At 62.3% G+C, this 20,484-nt stretch carries 13 protein-coding genes and 1 tRNA gene; 8 read left to right on the top strand and 6 right to left on the bottom strand.

Features of this window, described 5'->3' with window-relative positions:
* The first annotated feature begins 217 nt into the window (after nucleotides 1-217).
* Together BRA1253DRAFT_RS25350 and BRA1253DRAFT_RS25355 are read left to right on the top strand one after the other, a co-directional pair.
* Nucleotides 218-2,257 carry a methyl-accepting chemotaxis protein gene (locus tag BRA1253DRAFT_RS25350; protein WP_007599071.1) on the top strand — a complete coding sequence of 680 codons (2,040 nt, stop codon included), beginning with the start codon at nucleotides 218-220 and terminating at the stop codon, nucleotides 2,255-2,257.
* A gap of 279 nt (nucleotides 2,258-2,536) precedes the next feature.
* The gene (locus tag BRA1253DRAFT_RS25355) at nucleotides 2,537-4,570 is read left to right on the top strand and encodes a methyl-accepting chemotaxis protein (RefSeq protein WP_007599072.1); all 2,034 of its coding nucleotides are present in this window, start codon (nucleotides 2,537-2,539) and stop codon (nucleotides 4,568-4,570) included.
* A gap of 166 nt (nucleotides 4,571-4,736) precedes the next feature.
* On the opposite strand, the gene BRA1253DRAFT_RS25360 is transcribed toward BRA1253DRAFT_RS25355, so the two are convergent.
* Nucleotides 4,737-5,075: a DUF3175 domain-containing protein gene (locus BRA1253DRAFT_RS25360; protein ID WP_007599073.1), complete on the bottom strand. Its 339-nt coding sequence runs from the start codon at nucleotides 5,073-5,075 to the stop codon at nucleotides 4,737-4,739.
* Between the two features lie 182 nt (nucleotides 5,076-5,257).
* Here BRA1253DRAFT_RS25360 and BRA1253DRAFT_RS25365 point away from each other — a divergent pair, with 182 nt between their 5' ends.
* From BRA1253DRAFT_RS25365 to BRA1253DRAFT_RS25375, 3 genes are all read left to right on the top strand, one after another.
* Nucleotides 5,258-6,757, top strand: coding sequence for an MFS transporter (locus tag BRA1253DRAFT_RS25365; protein WP_007599074.1), 1,500 nt, complete (start codon nucleotides 5,258-5,260; stop codon nucleotides 6,755-6,757).
* Nucleotides 6,758-6,760: 3 nt separating this feature from the next.
* Entirely contained in the window at nucleotides 6,761-7,582 is an 822-nt protein-coding gene (gene otsB / locus BRA1253DRAFT_RS25370; RefSeq protein WP_007599075.1) for a trehalose-phosphatase, read from the top strand.
* Between the two features lie 238 nt (nucleotides 7,583-7,820).
* The gene (locus BRA1253DRAFT_RS25375; protein WP_007599076.1) at nucleotides 7,821-9,284 is read left to right on the top strand and encodes a trehalose-6-phosphate synthase; all 1,464 of its coding nucleotides are present in this window, start codon (nucleotides 7,821-7,823) and stop codon (nucleotides 9,282-9,284) included.
* Nucleotides 9,285-9,331: 47 nt separating this feature from the next.
* Here the strand turns inward: BRA1253DRAFT_RS25375 and BRA1253DRAFT_RS25380 are convergent, their stop codons facing one another.
* Complete coding sequence (locus BRA1253DRAFT_RS25380; protein WP_007599077.1) at nucleotides 9,332-9,673, bottom strand: hypothetical protein; 342 nt, start codon at nucleotides 9,671-9,673, stop codon at nucleotides 9,332-9,334.
* A 196-nt stretch (nucleotides 9,674-9,869) separates the two neighbouring features.
* Here BRA1253DRAFT_RS25380 and BRA1253DRAFT_RS25385 point away from each other — a divergent pair.
* Nucleotides 9,870-9,959: transfer RNA gene (locus BRA1253DRAFT_RS25385), tRNA-Ser, on the top strand.
* A gap of 330 nt (nucleotides 9,960-10,289) precedes the next feature.
* Here the strand turns inward: BRA1253DRAFT_RS25385 and BRA1253DRAFT_RS25390 are convergent.
* Nucleotides 10,290-12,932 (bottom strand): AAA family ATPase, encoded by a 2,643-nt coding sequence (locus BRA1253DRAFT_RS25390; protein WP_007599078.1) that lies wholly within the window; start codon nucleotides 12,930-12,932, stop codon nucleotides 10,290-10,292.
* A 433-nt stretch (nucleotides 12,933-13,365) separates the two neighbouring features.
* Between BRA1253DRAFT_RS25390 and BRA1253DRAFT_RS25395 the strand changes: the two genes are divergently transcribed.
* A complete protein-coding gene (locus BRA1253DRAFT_RS25395) occupies nucleotides 13,366-14,592 on the top strand; it encodes a DNA repair exonuclease (RefSeq protein ID WP_007599080.1) in 1,227 nt (408 codons plus the stop codon).
* Nucleotides 14,589-18,044, top strand: a complete 3,456-nt coding sequence (locus tag BRA1253DRAFT_RS25400) for a YhaN family protein (RefSeq protein ID WP_007599082.1) — start codon at nucleotides 14,589-14,591, stop codon at nucleotides 18,042-18,044. Before BRA1253DRAFT_RS25395 ends, BRA1253DRAFT_RS25400 begins: the two co-directional genes overlap by 4 nt.
* A gap of 106 nt (nucleotides 18,045-18,150) precedes the next feature.
* Here the strand turns inward: BRA1253DRAFT_RS25400 and BRA1253DRAFT_RS25405 are convergent, their stop codons facing one another.
* Genes BRA1253DRAFT_RS25405 through BRA1253DRAFT_RS25415 form a run of 3 tightly spaced genes read right to left on the bottom strand, consistent with a single transcriptional unit; the run spans nucleotide 18,151 to nucleotide 20,353 of the window.
* A complete protein-coding gene (locus tag BRA1253DRAFT_RS25405; protein ID WP_007599084.1) occupies nucleotides 18,151-18,576 on the bottom strand; it encodes a hypothetical protein in 426 nt (141 codons plus the stop codon).
* Complete coding sequence (locus tag BRA1253DRAFT_RS25410; protein WP_007599086.1) at nucleotides 18,573-19,910, bottom strand: recombinase family protein; 1,338 nt, start codon at nucleotides 19,908-19,910, stop codon at nucleotides 18,573-18,575. Before BRA1253DRAFT_RS25410 ends, BRA1253DRAFT_RS25405 begins: the two co-directional genes overlap by 4 nt.
* The gene (locus BRA1253DRAFT_RS25415; RefSeq protein WP_007599087.1) at nucleotides 19,907-20,353 is read right to left on the bottom strand and encodes a DUF2924 domain-containing protein; all 447 of its coding nucleotides are present in this window, start codon (nucleotides 20,351-20,353) and stop codon (nucleotides 19,907-19,909) included. Before BRA1253DRAFT_RS25415 ends, BRA1253DRAFT_RS25410 begins: the two co-directional genes overlap by 4 nt.
* Between the last annotated feature and the right edge of the window lie 131 nt (nucleotides 20,354-20,484).

A 20,484-nucleotide genomic window follows, 5' to 3' on the forward strand; every position in this document is an offset into this window, starting at 1 on the left:
CCCAAGAGTAAGGCGCTTTCCGGTTGGCCGCAACACGGCCCCCTCGGCCCGGCAAGGCTGAACGAGCGCCGGGAGGACGGATAGTCTCGCCACCCGGGGTGCAGGCCGGCTGGATTTACCGCCTCTTGACGTTTCTGCCTTAATTTTCCGCACAGGTTCGGGAAGGGCTGCTTCCGGGCCGGCTGAGCGTTGCAAGAACAGAGGGTTGGGGGTGGGAATGTCCGGACGTATCGCGTCTTCGTCGAAGCGCACCATAATGCCGACCCTCAGGTTCCGCGCCAAGATCATTCTGGGCTTTGCCGCCGTGCTGGTGATCTCCGCCGGCAGCATGGCTTTCTCCTATTTTGGCTTCGAGCGGGTCTCGTCCGGGGTCGGGTCCTACCGCAGCAGCGTCACCGAGGCCGATCTCGCCCGCAATATCGACCGGGAGCTGCTCGCCTATCGCTCGGCCGCCAAATACTTCGTCGTCACCGGCAAGGAGGACGACGCCAAGACGGCGCTGGACGCGGAGACCGGCCTCAAGAGCGCCATCGACCAGGCGGTCAAGAGCGCCAAGAAGCCGGCGCGCCGGGAGGGCCTGGGCAAGCTCGCCAAGGAGTTCTCCAACTTCTCCGCGACCTTCGCAAAAGTCCTCCAGGCCAAGCGTGACAGCGCGCTGCTGGTGCAGAACCAGCTCATGCGCAACGCCAACCTCCTGAAATACAAGCTCGACGACATCGGCAACAATGCCTCCGATTCCGAGGCGCAGGCGATCGAGTTCGGGACCAAGCAGGTCAATGCCCAATTCCAGACCGCGAACGCGGCGGCGACCAATTTCGTGCTGACATCCGATCAGGCGATTGCGACCAGCGCGCTGGCGCGGCTGAAATTCGTCGAGAACTCGCTCGGCGCGGTTTATTCCATGGACGACAAGATCGTCGCCGGCCTGAAGGATGCCAAGGGATTACTCGGTGCCTATCGGGAATCGCTGGAGAAACTGATCGCCAATGCCAAGATGATCGACGATCTCGTCACCGAGATGAGCGGTTCGGCCGGCGCGATCCTTCAGGGTGCTACCGCCATGAAGGCGGACCTCGTTGCCGAACAGCAGCGGCTGGAGTCCGAATCGGAAGCGACCATCGGGAAGACCGAGCAACTGGTGCTGATGCTGGCCGTCGGCGGCACGCTGCTCGGCGCGGTCCTCGCCTTCCTGCTCGGCACCGGCATTTCGCGTCCGATGATCGCGATGTGCAAGGCGATGCGCGAGCTTGCCGCGGGCAATTTCGATGTCGTGCTGCCGGGCCTGGGCCGCAAGGACGAGATCGGCGAGATGGCTGGCGCGGTCGAGGAATTCAAGGTGCAGGCCGTGGCCAAGGCCGAGCGCGACGCCGCCGCCAACGAGGCCCAGAACAAGGAAGCGAGCGCTGCTCGCCGTTCGGAGCTGATTCGTTTCGCCGACGATTTCGAGAGCGCGGTCGGTGCCATCGTCTCCAACGTCTCGGCCTCGGCCGTGCAGCTGGAATCGGCGGCCTCGACGCTGACCCGCACCGCCGAGACCACGCAGAGCCTGTCGAGCCAGGTCGCCGACGTCTCCGAGCAGGCCTCCAGCAACATGCAGTCGGTCGCGACCGCGACGGAAGAGCTCTCGGCCTCGGTCGAGGAGATCGGCCGCCAGGTACGCGATTCCAGCCGCATTGCCGAAAACGCCGTGGTGCAGGCAAAGGAGACCGACAATCGCATCGGCAAGCTCTCGCATGCCGCCCAGCAGATCGGCGAAGTGGTCAAGCTGATCACGGCGATCGCCGAGCAGACCAATCTTCTGGCGCTCAACGCGACCATCGAAGCGGCACGCGCCGGTGAAGCCGGCCGCGGCTTTGCCGTCGTGGCCAGCGAAGTGAAGTCGCTGGCGAGCCAGACCGCGAAGGCGACCGACGAGATCTCTTCGCACATCACAGGCATGCAGGGCGCCACCGCCGAGTCGGTTGCGGCGATCAAGGAGATCGGCGCCACCATCGGCCAGATCTCGTCGATCTCGACGTCGATTGCGAGCGCAGTGGAGCAGCAGGGCGCGGCGACGCAGGAAATCGCGCGCAGCGTCCAGACCGTCGCGCAGGGCACTCAGACCGCTGCCACCGACATCGGCCAGGTCAACCGCGGTGCCGCCGAAACCGGCTCGGCTTCGGAAGAGGTGCTGCATTCGGCCAAGACGCTGTCGTCCGAAAGCACCCGCCTGCGCGCCGAGCTCGACCGCTTCATGGGGAATATCCGGGCGGCGTGAGGCCCGAAGCGCGCCACGCACTCCGCCGTCGTCCTGGCGAAAGCCAGGACCCATTACCCCAAGGAGGAGTTGTCGGGCGAACTGCTAACCCCGAGTCATCGCCAACTGCTCACTGGGTAGCGCTTGTCCAGGACGACGAGACCCTGCGTCACCTAACCGCCAGTTGCGGCGCCACAAGTTTACCGCCGCTTATCCTTTGCCATTTACCGTGCTCACGCGTCAGGAAGCGGGCTGCTTCCGGGCTGCGCCTGTTTTTCCGCGAATGGAATGGGGTGGGGAATGCCCGTCAAGTCGAAGCCGACCACATCGAAGCTGCTCACCTTGCGTTTTCGCGCAAAAATCATCCTCGGCTTCGTGGCGGTGCTCGCCATCCTCGCCGTCAGCATGGCTTTCGCGTATTTCGGCTTCGAGCGGATCCAGGCCGCCGTGGCCTCCTACCGCTCCAGCGTCGCCGAAGCGGACCTTGCGCGGACGGTCGATCGCGAGCTGATCGCTTACCAGGGGCTGGCGCGGGCCTACACGCTGACCGGCGCGGCGGATGATGAGACCGCGGCCAAAGCAGCCGAAGAGAATCTGAGGGCCGCGATCGCCAAGTCGGCGGCGGCCACCACGGGCGCAGCGCGCCGCGAGCAGGTCGGCAGGCTCGAGGCCGACTTCAAGGGCTTTACCAAGGTGTTCGGCGAGATCATCACGTTGACGCGCGAGAATGGCAAGATCGCGACCGATGAGCTCAACAGCGTCGGCAACAAGATCCGGTTCAAGTTCGACGACCTCGCCGATACCGCGGCACTGGCGGGCCTGAACTCGGTTCAGAGCACGGCCAAGGACATCACATCGCAATACCTTGCGGTCTCCACCTCGGTCAGCGCCTTCGTCGCCAAGCCGGAGCCGAAGACCGCCGACGGCGTGATCGCCCGTATCAAATTCCTGGAGACCTTGCTGGTCTCGATCTATGCCAACGACCAGAAGATCACCGACCGCGTCACCGAGATCAGCAATCTCCTCAAGCAGTACCGCACCTCCTTTTCAAAACTGACCGAGAACGTGAAGGTCATCGTCAAGCTGAACGGCGACATGACCAAGACGGCCGCGTCCATTCTCAAGCTCTCGGGTGAGCTGCGGTCGGAGCTGACGGCGGATCAGCAGCGCATCGAGGTCAACGCCAATGCCACCATCGGCGAGACCGAGCGGCTGATGCTGATGATGGCGCTGGGCGGCCTTGCCGTCGGCGCTGCGCTCGCCCTGATGCTAGGCAACGGCATTTCGCGTCCGATGATCGCGATGTGCAAGGCAATGCGCGAGCTTGCCTCGGGCAATTTCGACGTCGTGCTCCCGGGCCTGGGCCGCAAGGATGAGATCGGCGAGATGGCCGGCGCGGTCGAGGAATTCAAGGTGCAGGCCGTGGCCAAGGCCGAGCGCGACGCTGCCGCCAACGAAGCCCAGAACAAGGAAGCGAGCGCTGCTCGCCGTTCCGAGCTGATTCGTTTCGCCGACGATTTCGAGAGCGCGGTCGGTGCCATCGTCTCCAACGTCTCGGCTTCCGCCGTGCAGCTGGAATCGGCGGCCTCGACGCTGACCCGTACCGCCGAGACCACGCAGAGCCTGTCGAGCCAGGTCGCCGACGTCTCCGAGCAGGCCTCCAGCAACATGCAGTCGGTCGCGACCGCGACCGAAGAGCTCTCGGCCTCGGTCGAGGAGATCGGCCGCCAGGTGCGCGATTCCAGCCGTATTGCCGAAAACGCCGTGGTGCAGGCCAGGGAGACCGATAACCGCATCGGCAAGCTCTCGCACGCCGCCCAGCAGATCGGCGAAGTCGTCAAGCTGATCACGGCGATCGCCGAGCAGACCAATCTTCTCGCTTTGAACGCGACCATCGAGGCGGCGCGCGCCGGCGATGCCGGCCGCGGCTTTGCGGTGGTCGCCAGCGAGGTGAAGTCGCTGGCGAGCCAGACCGCGAAGGCCACCGACGAGATCTCCTCGCACATCACGGGCATGCAAGGCGCCACCGCCGAGTCGGTTGCGGCGATCAAGGAGATCGGCGCCACCATCGGCCAGATCTCGTCGATCTCGACGTCGATCGCGAGCGCAGTGGAGCAGCAGGGCGCGGCGACGCAGGAAATCGCGCGCAGCGTCCAGACCGTCGCGCAGGGCACTCAGACCGCCGCCACCGACATCGGCCAGGTCAACCGCGGTGCCGCCGAAACCGGCTCGGCTTCGGAAGAGGTGCTGCATTCGGCCAAGACATTATCGTCCGAAAGCACCCGCCTGCGCGCCGAGCTCGACCGCTTCATGGGGAATATCCGCGCGGCGTAAGGCCCGAAGCGCGCCACGCACTCCGCCGTCGTCCTGGCGAAAGCCAGGACCCATTACCCCAGCGCGAAGTTGCGGCGCGGGCCGCTAACCCCGAATCTTCGCCAAACTGCTCCCTGGGGTAACAGGTCCTGGATCGGCGCTGCGCTTGTCCAGGACGACCTGGCGCTCACTCCCTCCCGAACGCCCGCTTCAGCTCCACCTTTGCCCGCTCCAGCCGGGTGCGCTGCGTCTGCGGCAGCGTCTTGCCGGCGCGGTTGATGTAGAACGTCAGCATCGACAGCGCCGAGCGGTAGGCGCCGGTCTTGCGGCGCGCGCTGTGCTCGGCCGAGCGCTTCAACGAAGCCGCGATTTTCTTCGCGCTGGTCAGCTTGAACACGCCTTGTTTGAGGTCGAGCGCGTCGCTCTCCTTCGTCACGCGCTGTGACCAGCGCTTCGGTGCGGCGCGTCTGGTGCTCTTGCTCGCCGATGTTTTGCGAGAATGTGTCGTCTTTCTGGCATGAGCCATGCGTCAACTCCTTGCGGCTCCACCGAAAACCAGCGGCGCGAGCAGTCGTTCCTGCGGGAACCTGCCCTCGCCGCAGACGTTGTCGCAGGTGGCAGGCGGAATGCCGCACCCCCTTGATCGGATCGCCCCTGTCCACGCTATGTGAACCGGGGCCATGTCCATTGGTCAGATGCAACAACGCGATGGAATTGCAGCGAAGCCTAGCGCCGGACGATGGACCTGTGGTCTCCAAGGCGGTCGCGAAGGCGGCCGCGGGCGACCGCATCATCGAAACCAGCATTCCCGCGCGACTTGACGCGCTGCCGTGGAGCGGGTTTCACACCCGCGTCGTGCTCGCGCTCGGCATCACCTGGATTCTGGATGGCCTCGAGGTGACGTTGGCCGGCGCGCTCTCCGGCGCGCTGAAGCAGAGTCCCTCGCTGCATTTCTCCAATCTCGATCTCGGCATTGCCAATTCCGCCTATCTCGCAGGCGCGGTGCTCGGCGCGCTCGGCTTCGGCTGGCTCACCGACCGCATCGGTCGCAAGAAGCTGTTCTTCATCACGCTCGCGCTCTATCTCTCGGCGACGGCCGCGACGGCTCTGTCATGGAATGTCGCGAGCTACGCACTGTTTCGCTTTCTCACCGGCGCCGGCATCGGCGGCGAATATACCGCGATCAATTCGACCATCCAGGAACTGGTGCCGGCGCGCTATCGCGGCTGGACTGATCTCGTCATCAACGGCAGCTTCTGGATCGGTGCCGCGATGGGCGCCGTAGCGGCCATTGTGCTGCTCGATCCCGCGGTGATCGGCCCTGATCTCGGCTGGCGCCTCGCTTATCTCATCGGCGCGGCCATCGGCCTCGTCGTGCTCTTGATGCGGATGTGGATTCCGGAGAGCCCGCGCTGGCTGATGATCCACGGCCGTCCCGACCAGGCCCACGCCATCGTCGACGAGATCGAACGCTCGGTGCTCGGACACGACCAGGATACGACCGACGGCCGCTTCGCCAGGATCCGCCTGAAAATGCGGAGCCACACGCCGATCCGCGAGGTCGTGCACACGCTGTTCTCGGTCTATCGCCAGCGGGCGATGGTCGGCCTCGTGCTGATGATCGCGCAGGCCTTCTTCTACAACGCCATCTTCTTCACCTTTGCGCTGGTGTTGACCGATTTTTACGGCATCAGCGCCGATCATGTCGGCTGGTATCTGCTCCCCTTCGCCGCCGGCAATTTCCTCGGCCCGCTGCTGCTCGGCCGCCTGTTCGATACGCTCGGCCGCCGGACCATGATCATGTTCACCTATGGGGTGTCGGGCTTGTTGCTGGCGCTGTCGGGCTATCTGTTCTCGATTGGCGCCTTGAGCGCGCAGGGGCAGACCATCGCCTGGATGGTGATCTTCTTCTTTGCCTCGCCCGCCGCGAGCGCCGCCTATCTCACCGTCAGCGAGACGTTTCCCTTGGAAGTCCGCGCGCTCGCGATCGCCGTGTTCTACGCGGTCGGCACCGGTATCGGCGGCGTGATCGGCCCCGCATTGTTCGGGGCGCTGATCGACACGGGGTCGCGCACGAGCGTATTCGCAGGCTATTTACTGGGGGCCTTCCTGATGATCGCAGCCGCGATCGTGGCGTGGCGCTATGCCATCTCGGCGGAACGCAGATCGCTCGAAGAAATCGCGCGGCCGCTTGCTTCCATGGAGTAGACTATGAAATCGGAACTGGCTGAATTGGATCAAGAGCGCACCATGGTCGACGATGAAGCGCCCGATGCGGTGCCGGTGCCCCACGCGCTCGTGCCGCATCTCAATCAAACAGCGATCCTGCTCGACATCGACGGGACGCTGCTCGACCTGATGCCGACGCCGCGCGAGGTGTGGGTGCCGCCCGGCCTGTCGGAAACGCTGAACCGGTTGACGGAGCGCACCTCGGGCGCACTGGCGATGGTCAGCGGCCGTTCGCTCAACGACATCGACCTGATCTTCGCGCCCGATGTCTTTCGCGCCGTCGCCGGCCACGGCGCGGAGATGCGGCTTTCGGTGGACAACGAAGCCGATGCCGTCAGCGCGCCGCCGCTGGACAAGGAGCTGAAGCGGCGGCTCGCGGCGGTCGCCAAGCTCAGTCCCGGCATTCTGCTCGAGGACAAGGGCTATTCGCTGGCGCTGCACTACCGCCTTGCGCCGCATGCGGAGAAGGCGATCTATGAATCCGTTTCGCTGATCCGCGCCGACCTGCCCAATGCGCCGATCGAGGTGCTGCCCGGCAAGTTCGTTTGCGAGATCAAGCATTCCGGTTTCACCAAGGCGACCGGCGTGCGCGAGTTGATGAAGCACGAGCCTTTCAAGGGCCGCCGTCCGATCTTCATCGGCGATGACGTCACCGACGAGACCGTGTTCGCGATCATGCCCGACATGAACGGGCTCGCTTTCTCGGTCGGCCGCCGCGCTATGGGTGTCAACGGGCACTTCGACGCGCCGAACGACGTGCGCACGTTCCTCGCGCGGCTGCTCGACGACTCAAGGTTGGAATAAGGCACCGACATCTCGGAGCCACATATCGCGCGCGTAATTCCCCAGCGCGCCCGTTTCATGCTGTGCGCGCCACGGTAACCCAAACCGACTTTGTGTAGCGAAATCGTCGGGTTCCCTGGAGGTAAACCGGTTCCAACGCGCACGCCCGATTTTGGTTTCAATTGGTGCAAAGGATGATCAGGAACCATATTGATGAACGGCAGTTAAACGGGTGGAATGAAACAGGAGGGGACGACCTGTGAACTTAGTCGTCGTTTCGAATCGCGTCGCACGCGGCAAACCCAACGAGCCCATGACGGGCGGTCTCGCGGCGGCCTTGTTACCCGTCGTGGAACATTCGGGCGCGATCTGGGTGGGTTCCTCGGGCCGTGTGCGTGACGGTCATCAAAAGGAGCCGTTCGCCGAAATCGAAGCATTGGGTTCGGGCGCGATCGCGACGCTGGATCTGCCGGCGGCACACTATGGCGGGTATTACGAGGGGTTTGCCAATTCGGCGCTGTGGCCGGCGCTGCACTCGCGCAGCGATCTGATCCGCGTCTCGCGTGACGACTATGTCAGCTATCGCGAGGTCAACGCCTTCATGGCGCGCGCCTTGATGCGCTTTCGGAAAGCACAAACCGCGTTCTGGGTGCAGGATTATCATTTCCTCGCACTCGGCGCGGAGCTGCGGGACCTCGGCGTCGACGATCCGATCGGCTTCTTCCTCCATACGCCATGGCCTGTCGCCGCGGTGATGCAGGGCGTGCCCAATCATCGCGAGCTGATCACGGCGATGCTGGCCTACGATCTGATCGGCTTCCAGACCCATGACGACTGCCAGAATTTTCTCGGCTATGTCGCGGGCGAACTCGGCCTCGCCGTCGAAGACGGCGTTGCGATCTCGCAGCATGGCCGAACGCGCTGCGAGGTCTTTCCGATCGGCATCGACGCCGAGAAGTTCGCGCAATACGCGGCGAAATCGGCGTCGCATCCGGACGTCTCCCGGCTTCGCCGCAGCCTCAACGGTGAGCGGCTCGCGATCGGCGTCGACCGGCTCGACTATTCCAAGGGCCTCGTCAACCGCATCAGCGCGTTCGATCGGCTTTGGACCGAGCATCCGCAGTTTGCGCGCAGCATCTCGCTGTTGCAGATCGCAAATCCCTCGCGCGGTGCCATCGAAGCCTATGGCAATTTGCAGAACGAAGTCGCGCGGCTCGTGTCCGACGTCAACGGCCGCCACGGCGAGGCCGACTGGACACCTATCCGCTATCTCAACAAGGGCTTTAGCCAGGCCGTGCTCGCGGGACTCTACCGCACCGCGCAGATCGGCGTGGTGACGCCGCTGCACGACGGCATGAACCTGGTCGCCAAGGAATATGTCGCCGCACAAAACCCGGCCGATCCCGGCGTGCTGGTGTTGTCGAAATTCGCCGGCGCGGCCAACGAACTCGACGCCGCGCTGCTGGTCAATCCGCACGACATCGACGGCATGGCGCGCGCGATCGCGGTCGCGGCCGCGATGCCGCTCACCGAGCGCAAGATGCGCTGGGATGCGATGATGAAGAAGCTGCGCGGCCACACCATCCAGCAATGGTCGGCGGATTTCGTCGCAGAACTGGAGAAGTGCCGGACGGAGAAGGCCGCGGTTGCGCCGCTCGCCAACCAGCCGCCGCAAGCGCTGCGCTGGCTCAAGTCGGCGATATCGGGCGTGCGGCTGATCTAGTCTCCTCCCCGTTCATTTCGGGGAGGGCAGGGGCGAAGACGAGAGCCTCAATAGCAATACGACACGCCTTCCAGAATCGCGCACTGCCGCTTGTTCGGCGCGTTCGGATCGTCGAGCGGCACCATGCCCTTGCCCTGGCCGACGAACACGCCGGGCCCGACATGCACCGAGCTCTTGTTGCCGATAATGACGCTCTGATGCGGCGTCGCGCTCGAACGCGTGCCGTCCGGCCAGAGGATGGCATCGCCCGAAAGCATCCCGCGCCGTCCGTCGTCACAGCTGACGTCGCCCCCTTGCCGGGTGCAGACCTGTGCGGCGGCCGGTCCTGCAAAGGCGGCGGCGACAGCCGAAATCAGGCTCAGCGCGGCGATGGTGTTGCGGATGATCATGGGGCCCCCGGTCTTGTTTGACGGTCTTGAGTGAATCGTCGCACCAAACCCGCCGCCGGTTCAGCCGGCAGGCGGTTCCGAGCGTTAGCGTGGCGCCCGATATTATCTATGAAATACAACATCTTACGGAAAAATCACCCGATTTCCCCGCGATCCCTTGCAAAATCATCGGCGCCCCTTCAAGAGAGTGCGCTCCGGAGAGATGGCCGAGTGGCTTAAGGCGCACGCTTGGAAAGCGTGTGTGCGGGAAACCGTACCGTGGGTTCGAATCCCACTCTCTCCGCCACATCGGCCGACACAACGATTTCTCCGGCCCGTTCCCTTAGCAAGTAAGCCCAGTTTTAGTAGCCAATTCCAAATTGGAGCTCTGGACCGCCGACCAGCAGGATTTCCCATTGTTCTCCGAAAGGCCTGTTTTTCTCCGAACCTCTGGACCCAGTCCATTTGGTACGATTTCAGAATTCAATTGTTTCGAGTTACTTATGAGGTTCAGCCCAAAGGAGTTCAGCTGTTTCTCCCGGATAAGGGAGAACCTCCAATTCCCAGATTATCTGCCGTGAGCGCGCCATATGCACCGCGCGCGACCAAGTAATAGTGTTGCAACGACCAAGCCCAGCTATTTCAGCTTCATGCTTGGCCTTGCGGCCTCCGCCTTGGAACTCTCCATCTTCAGGTCGCCAATGAGTTTCTCAATTGACGCGAGATCGCTTTCGAACTCCGTGGGATTGGGGACTGCGACGGTGGCGGCAGCCGGATTGTCGTGACTGTAGGTGTTAGCCTTGCTCATGCCCTCATGGAATCTGACTGCGAGCGCGTCAGAGAGGTGGACCATCCGCAGTTTCTGCGTCTCGATCCGGTCGGTGCCCCGTCGGATGACGTCACAGAAAATGCATTCCTCAACGAGACGCTCATAGGTATCTCTCAGGCGACCATACAGGTTCTTGATCGCGACTTCGTAATCGGCCGGACTCAAGGCGTGAGACTTCTTGATCGTCGCGAAGTCATTGCGGATTCGGGCGAGCCGCTTGTTGACGTTCAATCCCCTCCACACGACTCCAGCCGGATCGACCTTGCCGGCATTGGCGGCGTCAGCGAACAGGGCGATTGTCTCGGCCGTGACCCCGAGCGTGTCAGCCTCTCTGCATAAATCGTTAAAGAAAACCAAGTCGTGCGTAAAGACGACGACTTGGCGTGTCAGAGCTTCGCTCGCGATACGCTCGGCGACCCTCAGACCGCGGTCGCGGTCGAGAGATGACACTGGATCGTCGACGACAATCGGACCATTCCCCTCCGTGACAGCGATCTCTGTCAGGAAGGCCGCTAGGGCCAGCGCACGCTGTTCGCCCTCGCTTAAGATGTCCGAAGTCAACTTCGTCAGCGTGGTGCCGGGTGTGGTTTGGAACGCGGCCTTAGTCTGATCGCTCTTGCGGCTTAGACTGACCTTGAGATGCGCGATGTCCAGCGCCTTTCGCTCGGCTTCATATCGATCGATTACGACTTTGGTCAGATGAATGTCGACAAGGTCGTTTGCCTTTTTCGTGATCCCGGTCGTCTGCACCTCGGCGAGAGCGAGAAGGTAGAGCGCATCCAATTTTAGTAGATCGCGACGCTTGATCACCGTTTCGCGGGCGGCCGCGAAAATCTTGCGATCGGCAAGCTCTGCTTGCTCAGCTGCTAGTATAGCGCGCTGTCCCGCCTCATCGGCGCTCGCCAACGCCGCCGCTTCCTGAGATAGAAGCTGCGATAGTTCGGTTAATGCTGCCTCGGGGGAAATCACCGGCGTTGAAACTGGTGCCGTGCCCTTGGTGCCCTCCAGAGTCGTGACCGCGGCAGCATGCCGTTCAGCTACGCTGCTTTGGAAGACAATGATCGCTTCGGCCAATTTGCCGTCTCGTTTGCGAATCTGTTCCAAACGGTTAGGCCAGTCCTTCGATGTAAACATCGCGAGATTGGGTAGGGCGATCACTGCCGCGGCAACCTTCAACTCGGTTTGGTCTGCAGCGGTTGCGAGTGCGCCACCAACGAATGCCTGGAACCGTCGCAATCTTTCCGAAGCGGCAGGGCTGAGCGGCTGGTGGCAGAGTAGGCAGCTTTCTTCAGCATCAGTGGAATTGAGAACCGGGAATTCGCGTGCTGGATAAGCATCGGCAATCGAATAATCCCGTGCTGCGAGCCACAAGCGTCGCCATGTTTCTCCGCCGACGCCTGGAAGGGACTCGGTCGAGAACAGCACCGCAGCATCGAGCCCCGCGGCTTTCCGGGCTTCCACAGCTTGCTGCTTGAGGGTGTAATACTCGTCTAACTTCGCATCGCTCAAAGCTTGAGCGAGGCTGCCGCATTCCTTTCCGAACCCCTGCACCCAAGCCGACAGCGCAGTCAGGTCGGCGCTCGATGCCATCGTGGCTGTCAACAGGCGCGTCAGTTCGTCGATCCGAATCTGATCGTCTTTCGAGAACTTCGCCGTTTCATCGATCTGCGCATCGGTCGTTTTGGCCGATAGCGCGGAGTAAAATGTCTGAGCCTTGGTTGCACGCTGTAATTCGAATGCGACCATTAGGAGGGCGATCTGGTCCGTGATAGGCTTCCGCTCGGCTTCGAGTTTGCTTTTGAGCGTGATGCATAATGCGTTGAGCTTATGCGGTAGTGCGAGGCCGAAAGGCAGAAACTGAATCTGGTTGCCCCCATCCACATACAGCTCTGCCGCGTTGCTATCAAAAACCGCGACCTGCAAGAGGGCTTCCGAAGCGGACCCGCCTGCCTTCCAGGGGACAACGACCTCTCCGGCGGCTGTCTCGATGACAATTTCAGCTTCCTGCGGCCCCGCGCTCGATCCGTAGACATCGGCCAGCACCTTTAACTTGGCCGGATTGTCAGAACGTGTACGACAGGCGGTACGAAATATCCGAACGAAGCCGCTCTTTCCGCTGCCGTTTCGGCCATAAATGATGGTTAAACCTTTGACGGCGAACGTCAGCGCCGCCGATTGCATAAGCCGATTGACATTCGTGACGTTACGAATGGTTTTGATCTGAAGTGACGCCCCGGCGGTGACCCCCGAGAGATGAGCCTTCGCCAAGGCAATTGGCGCAGCCGGCTTTGGGGAAATCGAAAAGCCGGCACTTTCTTTGACGAGGCTGAGAAGGTCGTCCTGATCCTGCGCGCCAGTTGCTGCGCCACCCGCTAGTCTTCGAAGCGCATCTTGGCGCCAAGGGGTCAACTTTGTTGTCGACCACTCAAGAATATCTTCAGCCGCTCCCACCCGAAATCTCCTAAAAACAAATTGTCAGATTAATATATACAACTAGGACGGTAGATATTTGGAAACTGCGGCCACTGCAAAAGAAAACTTAGGAAGGTCCAGCTTCGACGGAATCGACCATTGATCCTATCCGGATCACCGGAATCGAATTTGGTGCAATGCGAACGTGGATGTAGCGGCAGGATCGGCGTGGATGGCTATGTTTTGACCTTGTGCAACCCGCTCGATTCCCCCCCTTGTCGGATCTGTCATTTCACTCTCGTCACCGCCTGGTCCCCAGCAAAAAGCTCACCTTGGTCATTCCGATATTGCGGCCATAATCGCAAGCGCCATTTCTACTTTAAGGCTATTAGGTATCAATATCACACGTCTCGTGAGTCGAACAGCGACGCCGCGAGCTCCAAAACGTCGAACATTGAGAGCATTTAGCATTATGCGCTTCACGTTCATCCACGCAGCCGATCTTCACATCGACAGTCCATTCGCGGGTCTGCGACTAAAGGACGAGGACGTCGCCCGGCGGTTCGCCAATGCCGGCCGCCGGGCCGTAGAAGCGCTGATTAACGAGACGGTCGCCAGCGAGGCTGCTTTCCTCATACTCGCTGGCGACGTGTTTGACGGGGACTGGAAGGACGTCACCACCGGACTTTTTTTCGTCCGCGCCGTCAGCGCGTTGCATCGCGCGGGAATCCCGACATTTATAGTCAAGGGCAATCATGACGCTGAAAGCCTAATGTCGCGCGACCTCGCTTATCCCAATACAGTGAACGTCTTTCCGTCGAGCAAGGCGGCGACTATCATCCTCGACGCATATCGCGTCGTGCTGCATGGGCGCAGTTTTCCGAACCGTTTTACCGCGGAATTCGTTGAGACCTATCCGGCGCGCCGTGACGGCTGGCTAAACATCGGCGTGCTGCATACGTCGCTGGACGGGCGGCCTGGCCACGAGGGTTATGCGCCATGCACCGTCGATGATCTGAAGCGCTTCGGTTACGACTACTGGGCGCTCGGGCATATCCATGCCGCGGAAATCGTTCACAAAGATCCTTGGATTGTGTTCCCCGGAAACCTTCAAGGCCGCAGCATCCGCGAGACCGGCGCCAAGGGCGCGGTGCGCGTCACCGTCGAGGACGGCAAAATCGTCGAAGTCACGCCGCTGGCGCTGGACGGCGCGCGCTGGGCGCATCTCAGTCTCGACATCGTTGATGCCGACAGGGAGGACGAGGTGGTTGCGCGCGTCACGGCCGCCATTGCCGATGCGCATCGTGATGCTGAAGGCCGCCCCCTGGCAATCCGGGTGACGCTGACTGGCTCCACGCTGCTGCACAATCAACTCATCGCTCGGCGCGAACTGCTCGAGGACGATATCCGTGCCCGCTCCCTCCAGTTCGGGGACGATTGCTGGGTCGAGCAGCTTAAGGTCAGGACCACGCTGCCGCCGCGGCCCGCTGCCAATTTGTCAGCGGAGGACAGTCTCGATCTCGACCGCATGCTGGCTGAGGCTGCCCAGGATCCGGAATTCGCCGCGGCGATGGCCGAGCTGATCGACACCGTGAAGGCGAAATTGCCGAAGGATTTGCATGACGAATTGTCGGCTGAGGACCTGCAGAATAAGCTCGTCTGTGAAGCGCGCGCCCTACTGAGCGGGGCGCTGTCGTGAAAATCGAACGGCTCGACCTCGAACGCTACGGCATCTTCACCGACCGCAGCCTGACGTTTCGCCCGGATGCCGCATTGCATGTGGTGCTCGGCCCCAACGAAGGCGGAAAGACCTCGGCGCTGATCGCGATCGGCGACCTGCTGTTCGGGTTTAATCCTAGTCGCATCGAATACGGTTTTCTTCACGAAGCTAGCAAATTACGCGTCGGCGGCGCATTCCGCCATTCCGACGGCCGGCTGATCACGGCGCGCCGCCGCAGGGGCAAGCAGAACACACTGATCGACGTCGACGAAAAGCCGCTGCCAACCGACACGCTGGCGCCGCTGCTCGGCGGCCTGTCGCGTGAAAATTTCGGCCGCGAATTCGGCCTCACCGCGCAGGCTCTACGCGAGGGTGGCGAGGACCTGCTCAATGCCGGTGGTCGTCTTGCGGAAACGCTGGCGGCAAGTTCCGCGGGCATGACCGCGCTGTCCCATGTGCGGGAGAAGCTGCAGACTGAGGGCGACGAGCTTTTCACTCCGCGAAAATCGGCGGGCAAGCCATTCTACGTGGCGGCAGATCGCCGCGACAAGGCTGACAAGGCGTTGCGCGACGCCTTCGTGACCCGCGAAGCAGTGCGCGATTTCGAAGCCGCCGTGCAGCAGGCGCGGGACAATCTCCAGGCGCTGAGTACCGAGCATGGTCGCAGCGGTGGCGTGCTGGCAAGCTGGCAACGCACGCTCCGTGTGCGGTCAAAACTGGCGCGGCTGGAGAGTGTCGCAACCGAACTTGCTGGTCTCGGGGATCTGCCGGCGGTGCCGCCGCAGTCGCTGGCGGCATGGCGCAGCGCGCTCGACAGTGATGCCGCTTTCCTGCGCGAAGTGGCCGCGCTCGATGCTACCGACGCCCTTGAGGCTGCCGAGATGGCTGCTCTGGCTATCGACGGAGACGTGTTGGCGGAAGCTTCCGCCATCGAGGCGTTACGTGAGCGGCTTGGCGCAGTGCGCAAGGCTATAGACGATCTGCCGCGCCGTCGGCAAGCGCGCGACGATGCCGAACGCCAACTCGATGGCCTCGCGCACCGGCTCGGCTTTGGTTCGCATGAGGTCCTCCTGCAGCGCCTGCCCACTGACCCAGCGCTGGCGTGCTCGCGCGATGCCATCGCTAAGCTCAATCGCGCCGCACAGGCGCTGAAGGAAGCTGAAACGCGCCAACTGCGCGCTCAGAGCGAGTACGACGCCTTCAAGGCCGAGGGCGGTCCGCATCAGTCCGTACTGGATGTCGAGCACATCCGGCAGCGTTTCGATGCGTTGGGCGACATTCCCGCTCAGGCGGATCGCTATCGCCGCGACCTCGCATCGCTCAACAATGAAACCTCGGGTCTGGAGTCGGCGGTCGCAGCAATCGACCCTGCGCCGGGCGCGTTAGACCGGCTGCGCGCGCTGCCGCTGCCCGATGCCGCCACCATCGCCAAATTCGTCCGTGATACGGAGGTCGCAGAGAGTGAGATCAAGCGCCTCGGTGACAGCCTTGCCGCCACCGACGAGTCGATCGCGTCCACCGACGCCGAGCTGGCGCAGTTGAGCGGCGGTGGCACTGTGCCGAGCCGCAGCGATCTCGTTGGCGCGCGGCAGCAGCGCGACAGCCAGCTCGAGGCGTTGTACTTAGCGATCGAAGGCGATGCGGTTGCGCGAAAACTGCGATTTTCCGAAGTTGAGCGATCATCCAAAACGATTGACGGCATCACCGACCTTTTGCTCAACGACACCGTGCGCGCCACGCGTTATGAAGACGCGCTGCAGCGTCTCGCAGTTCATTGCGCCACGCGCGAGCGGGATACCGCGAAACTGCGGGGTCTGCAGGCGCGATTGGCCGAACTCGCGGTCAGCTGGACGAACAGCTGGTCGGCTGCCGGCCTGACGCCGTATAGCCCGGCAGAAATGGCGCTGTGGCGCGGTAAGATCGAGGACATCCTCAATAAGCTCGGCAAGCTCGACGCGCACAAGGTCAGCCTCGACGCATTGGCCGCAAGTCTGCAATCCGGCACGGCCGCACTGATGGCGTTCCTGGGCAGTGTTGGCCGGACGCCAGACGGCAGGGGGGCGCCGGAAATCCTGTTTCGCGAAGCAAAAGGCCGCGTCGATGAATTGCAGGCGGCGTGGGCCGATGCCCGCACGCGCGCCGTCAAAGGGCAGCGCACCGAACACGACTTGTCCGAAGCAGTGACGGCTTTGGCCGCAGCTCAGGCGGCCTTGACCGCGCAGCGCGAGATCTGGCCCGCCGCCATGGATGGCATCGGACTTGTCGCGACGGCAGGTGCCGCGGAAGCCGAGGCGGCGCTGGCGGTGTGGCAGTCGATAGCGTTGCCAAAGGCAAGCCGCGAGAGCGAGAGCCATCGCGTCGAGACCATCGAGGCCGACCTGAAAGCCTTCGACCAGGAAGTGTTCGAGATCATCGATCGCGCCGCGCCGCAACTTAAAAGCGTATCGGCGCAGGAGTCACTCGCGCGACTGTCGACGGCATTGGCGGGTTCGAGCAAGGCGAGCGAGGCCTGCAAGCGGCTGCGCCACAACGCCACACAACGCGCCGACAGGCGTAAGGCGTTGCTGGTGCAGCGGCAAGCTGCGGCGACGTTGCTCGACGAAGCCTGCCGGGCCTTCGGCGTCGACGCCGATGTCTTGCCCGATGCGCTGGCGCGATTATCCGCGAAGCATGCGCTGGAGAGCGAACGCGTCGCTTTACAGCTCGATCTGCAAGAGAGCGAGAGCCGCGACGAGGACGCGCTGCGTCGGGAGCGCGAAGGCCTCGATCTCGATTTGCTGCCCGGCGACATCGCCCGCGAGGAAGTGCGGCAGAATCAATTGCTCAGGGACATCGCCAATGCCTCGGCGGTTCATCACGACAGGAAAACCCAGCTCGATGCGTTGCTGAAAGGCCGCAACGCGCCTGCGGCGGCCACCGAGCGCGCCGAGGCCGGCGCCGAACTGTTGTCTATCGCCGAGCGCTGGCTGCTGCGCGCCGCGGCCGCGAAACTGGCATCGCGTACTATCGAGCGGCATCGTGCCATGGTGCAGGATCCGCTGATCGCCCGCGCCAGCACGCTGTTCGCCATGGCTACCGACACTGCCTTCGCCGGTCTGGTAGTCGCCTATAGCGACGACGACCAGCCGGTGCTGGTGGCGCAGCGTCGCGACGGCGAGCAGGTGCCGGTGAGCGGTCTCAGCGAAGGCACACGCGACCAGTTGTTTATGGCCCTGCGCCTCGCTTTGCTGGAGCGGCGCACCTCGGAACCGATGCCATTCATCGGCGACGATCTGCTGTCTAGTTTCGATGAGAGCCGTACTATGGCCATGCTTCGGCTTTTAGCGGCGGCCGGAGAGCGACGACAGATCATCTTGTTTACCCATCACCGGCACGTAGTCGATCTCGCGCGGTCGGTAAGCGGAGAATTGGTCCAAGTGATTGATCTATAGGATTGTTCGAAGTGACTAGCTTATCAGTTGCGTTTCGCAAAGCGAGTCATCAAACTCCATAACAATGGATCAGCGAACCCGTGCTCTGACGAGCTTTAGCGAGCTGCTACTGCGGAATGCATAGCTTGGAGCGCTGCTGGCTCCAGGCCGTAGGCAGAGGTTTAAGCAACTCATCAAGTTGGAGCGTAGTGGGCTGGCGTCCGGTCAGGATGGCCTCAATGATGTCTGGCGCAAGCAAGGTCAATCGCAAGATGCGGCTCAGATAGGAATCATTGACCTTCTCTGCTTTGGCCAGTTCTGCAGACGAGGGGTACTTGCCGCTCTCGATCATTTGGCGCCAACGATGCGCGCGGACGACTGCCTTGACTAGGGCGCTGTCTATACGCGGGGCGGGCGACCAGGGTGCCGCCCCCGCAGGGGACAGGATTTGCTTGCGGCCGGCCCGCTGAAGAAAGCTCACGGCAATGCTGACCATCGCCGTGCGCCCATCCTGGCTGATGATGGCTTTGCTGGCTTGAGGACTTGTCGTCATGCGGCATCCTGTTGAGTGACGGAATCGCGGGCCAATTCGCCGATCAGTGATGTCACGCCCGCGATCCGAAGCTTGATATCAACGCGGTCCGTCCGGACATCAACCCGCTCGACGAGGAGTTCAATGATACGGGACTGTTCAGCAGGGAAGAGTTCATTCCAGAGCGGCCCGAATGCCAGCAGGGAGTCGCGGACGTCAGATTCGGTCAAGCCCTTGATGGATTTACGAGCGTCGCGCCAGGTCTGGACAATGATTTCGGGGGAGAGAAGGAGAAGGCGGACCTGGTCGATCACGATCTTCTCGACCTCAGCGGCGGGAACGCGTGCGACGGGACAATCGCCAGCGCCCTGCTTAAGGACATTCTGGCTCAGGTAATATCGATAGAGCCTGCCATTCTTCCGTGTGTGGGTTGGCGACATCGCGACGCCGGTGGGACCGAAGATAATCCCCTTCAGTAGGGCGGGCGTTTGTGCCCGTGTACCAGCCGCTCGTTTGCGAGGGTTTTCCTGAAATTTTGACTGTACCTTGTCCCAGATCTTGCGATCGATAATGCCGCTGTGCTCACCGGCGTATGAGACGCCCTTGTGCAGGGCCACACCGACATAGACTGGGTTATTGAGCATCTTATAGAGCATGCCCTTGTCGATCAACTTGCCGTATTTGTTGCGGATGTTTTCTGCGACTAACTGCTGCGCTAACGTGGTGGCTGACCCTACCTTGAGGAAGCGATCGAAGATCGAGCGGACGAGATTGGCATCCTTGTCATTGACGATCAGCTTGCGGTCTTTGACCTCGTAGCCCAGCGGAGCCCACCCGCCCATCCACATGCCTCGCTTACGGGATGCCGCGAATTTGTCCCGGATGCGCTCGCCAATCACCTCGCGCTCGAACTGCGCAAAGGATAGCAGAATGTTCAGCGTCAGGCGGCCCATCGACGTGGTGGTATTGAAGGACTGCGTCACTGAAACAAACGTGACCTTGTGCTGATCGAAGACCTCGACCAGCCGGGAAAAATCCATCAGTGAGCGTGACAGCCGATCGATCTTGTAGACTACGACGATGTCGATCTTGCCGGTCTCGATATCCGCGAGCAGTCGCTTCAGCGCAGGCCGGTCCAGGGTGCCACCGGAGAACCCGCCGTCGTCATATCGGTCGGGCACGAGGAGCCAGCCCTCGGCGCGCTGGCTGGACACGTAAGCCTCACAAGCGTCCCGCTGGGCCTCAAGCGAGTTGAACTCCATCTCAAGACCTTCTTCGCTGGACTTGCGGGTGTAGACGGCGCACCGGAGCTTTTGCAGTGGAGCCGGCGTGGCGGGCTGTGGCTTTCTGGTCATACAGCACCGCGGTGGTTCTTTAGCCCAAAGAACACCCAGCCGTTCCAGCGAACGCCTGTGATCTCCCGGGCAATGGCGGAGAGGGACCTGTAGGGGCGTCCCTGGTACTCAAAATCGTCAGCGCGGACGGTGACCGAATGCTCGATTCCCTGCCACTCCCGAATCAAACGGGTCCCGGCGATCGGCAGGCGTAGACTCCGCCCCTTCGGCCTCTCGCCTGGCTTGCCGTCATATTGCTTTGCCAGCACCCGAAGCCGCTCGACGGTTTCCTTTTTCAGTCCGCCATAGGCCAGTTCTTGAATGCGGTAGGCCAGCCGGTTCTCCAGGAAGCGCCGGTTATAGGGTGGTGGCTCTGTGTCGAACAATGTGCGCCATTTTGCCTTCAGGGCCGACGCGGGCGCATTCTTGAGGGCGGCCAATTGAGCTAGAACCGGATCAGTCATGGAGAGCCTCAGCGGAGTAGGAAGGCACACCACCGCTCCGGTCGGGCGAGAAGTGAAGCGAACTTTCTCCGCAATTGGCGGGTTTTCGACTGGACTTCTGGGCCGCCAGACGCCTCAGGCCAGCTGCCAGA

The sequence above is a fragment of the Bradyrhizobium sp. WSM1253 genome (assembly GCF_000244935.1).
Taxonomy (GTDB): domain Bacteria; phylum Pseudomonadota; class Alphaproteobacteria; order Rhizobiales; family Xanthobacteraceae; genus Bradyrhizobium; species Bradyrhizobium canariense.

Bases quoted from the DNA above. Each gene is read 5' to 3' on its own strand.
- BRA1253DRAFT_RS25350 (WP_007599071.1), top strand. From the start codon at position 218: ATGTCCGGACGTATCGCGTCTTCGTCGAAGCGCACCATAATGCCGACC.
- BRA1253DRAFT_RS25355 (WP_007599072.1), top strand. From the start codon at position 2,537: ATGCCCGTCAAGTCGAAGCCGACCACATCGAAGCTGCTCACCTTGCGT.
- BRA1253DRAFT_RS25360 (WP_007599073.1), bottom strand. From the start codon at position 5,075: ATGGCTCATGCCAGAAAGACGACACATTCTCGCAAAACATCGGCGAGC.
- BRA1253DRAFT_RS25365 (WP_007599074.1), top strand. From the start codon at position 5,258: ATGGAATTGCAGCGAAGCCTAGCGCCGGACGATGGACCTGTGGTCTCC.
- otsB (WP_007599075.1), top strand. From the start codon at position 6,761: ATGAAATCGGAACTGGCTGAATTGGATCAAGAGCGCACCATGGTCGAC.
- BRA1253DRAFT_RS25380 (WP_007599077.1), bottom strand. From the start codon at position 9,673: ATGATCATCCGCAACACCATCGCCGCGCTGAGCCTGATTTCGGCTGTC.
- BRA1253DRAFT_RS25395 (WP_007599080.1), top strand. From the start codon at position 13,366: ATGCGCTTCACGTTCATCCACGCAGCCGATCTTCACATCGACAGTCCA.
- BRA1253DRAFT_RS25405 (WP_007599084.1), bottom strand. From the start codon at position 18,576: ATGACGACAAGTCCTCAAGCCAGCAAAGCCATCATCAGCCAGGATGGG.
- BRA1253DRAFT_RS25410 (WP_007599086.1), bottom strand. From the start codon at position 19,910: ATGACCAGAAAGCCACAGCCCGCCACGCCGGCTCCACTGCAAAAGCTC.
- BRA1253DRAFT_RS25415 (WP_007599087.1), bottom strand. From the start codon at position 20,353: ATGACTGATCCGGTTCTAGCTCAATTGGCCGCCCTCAAGAATGCGCCC.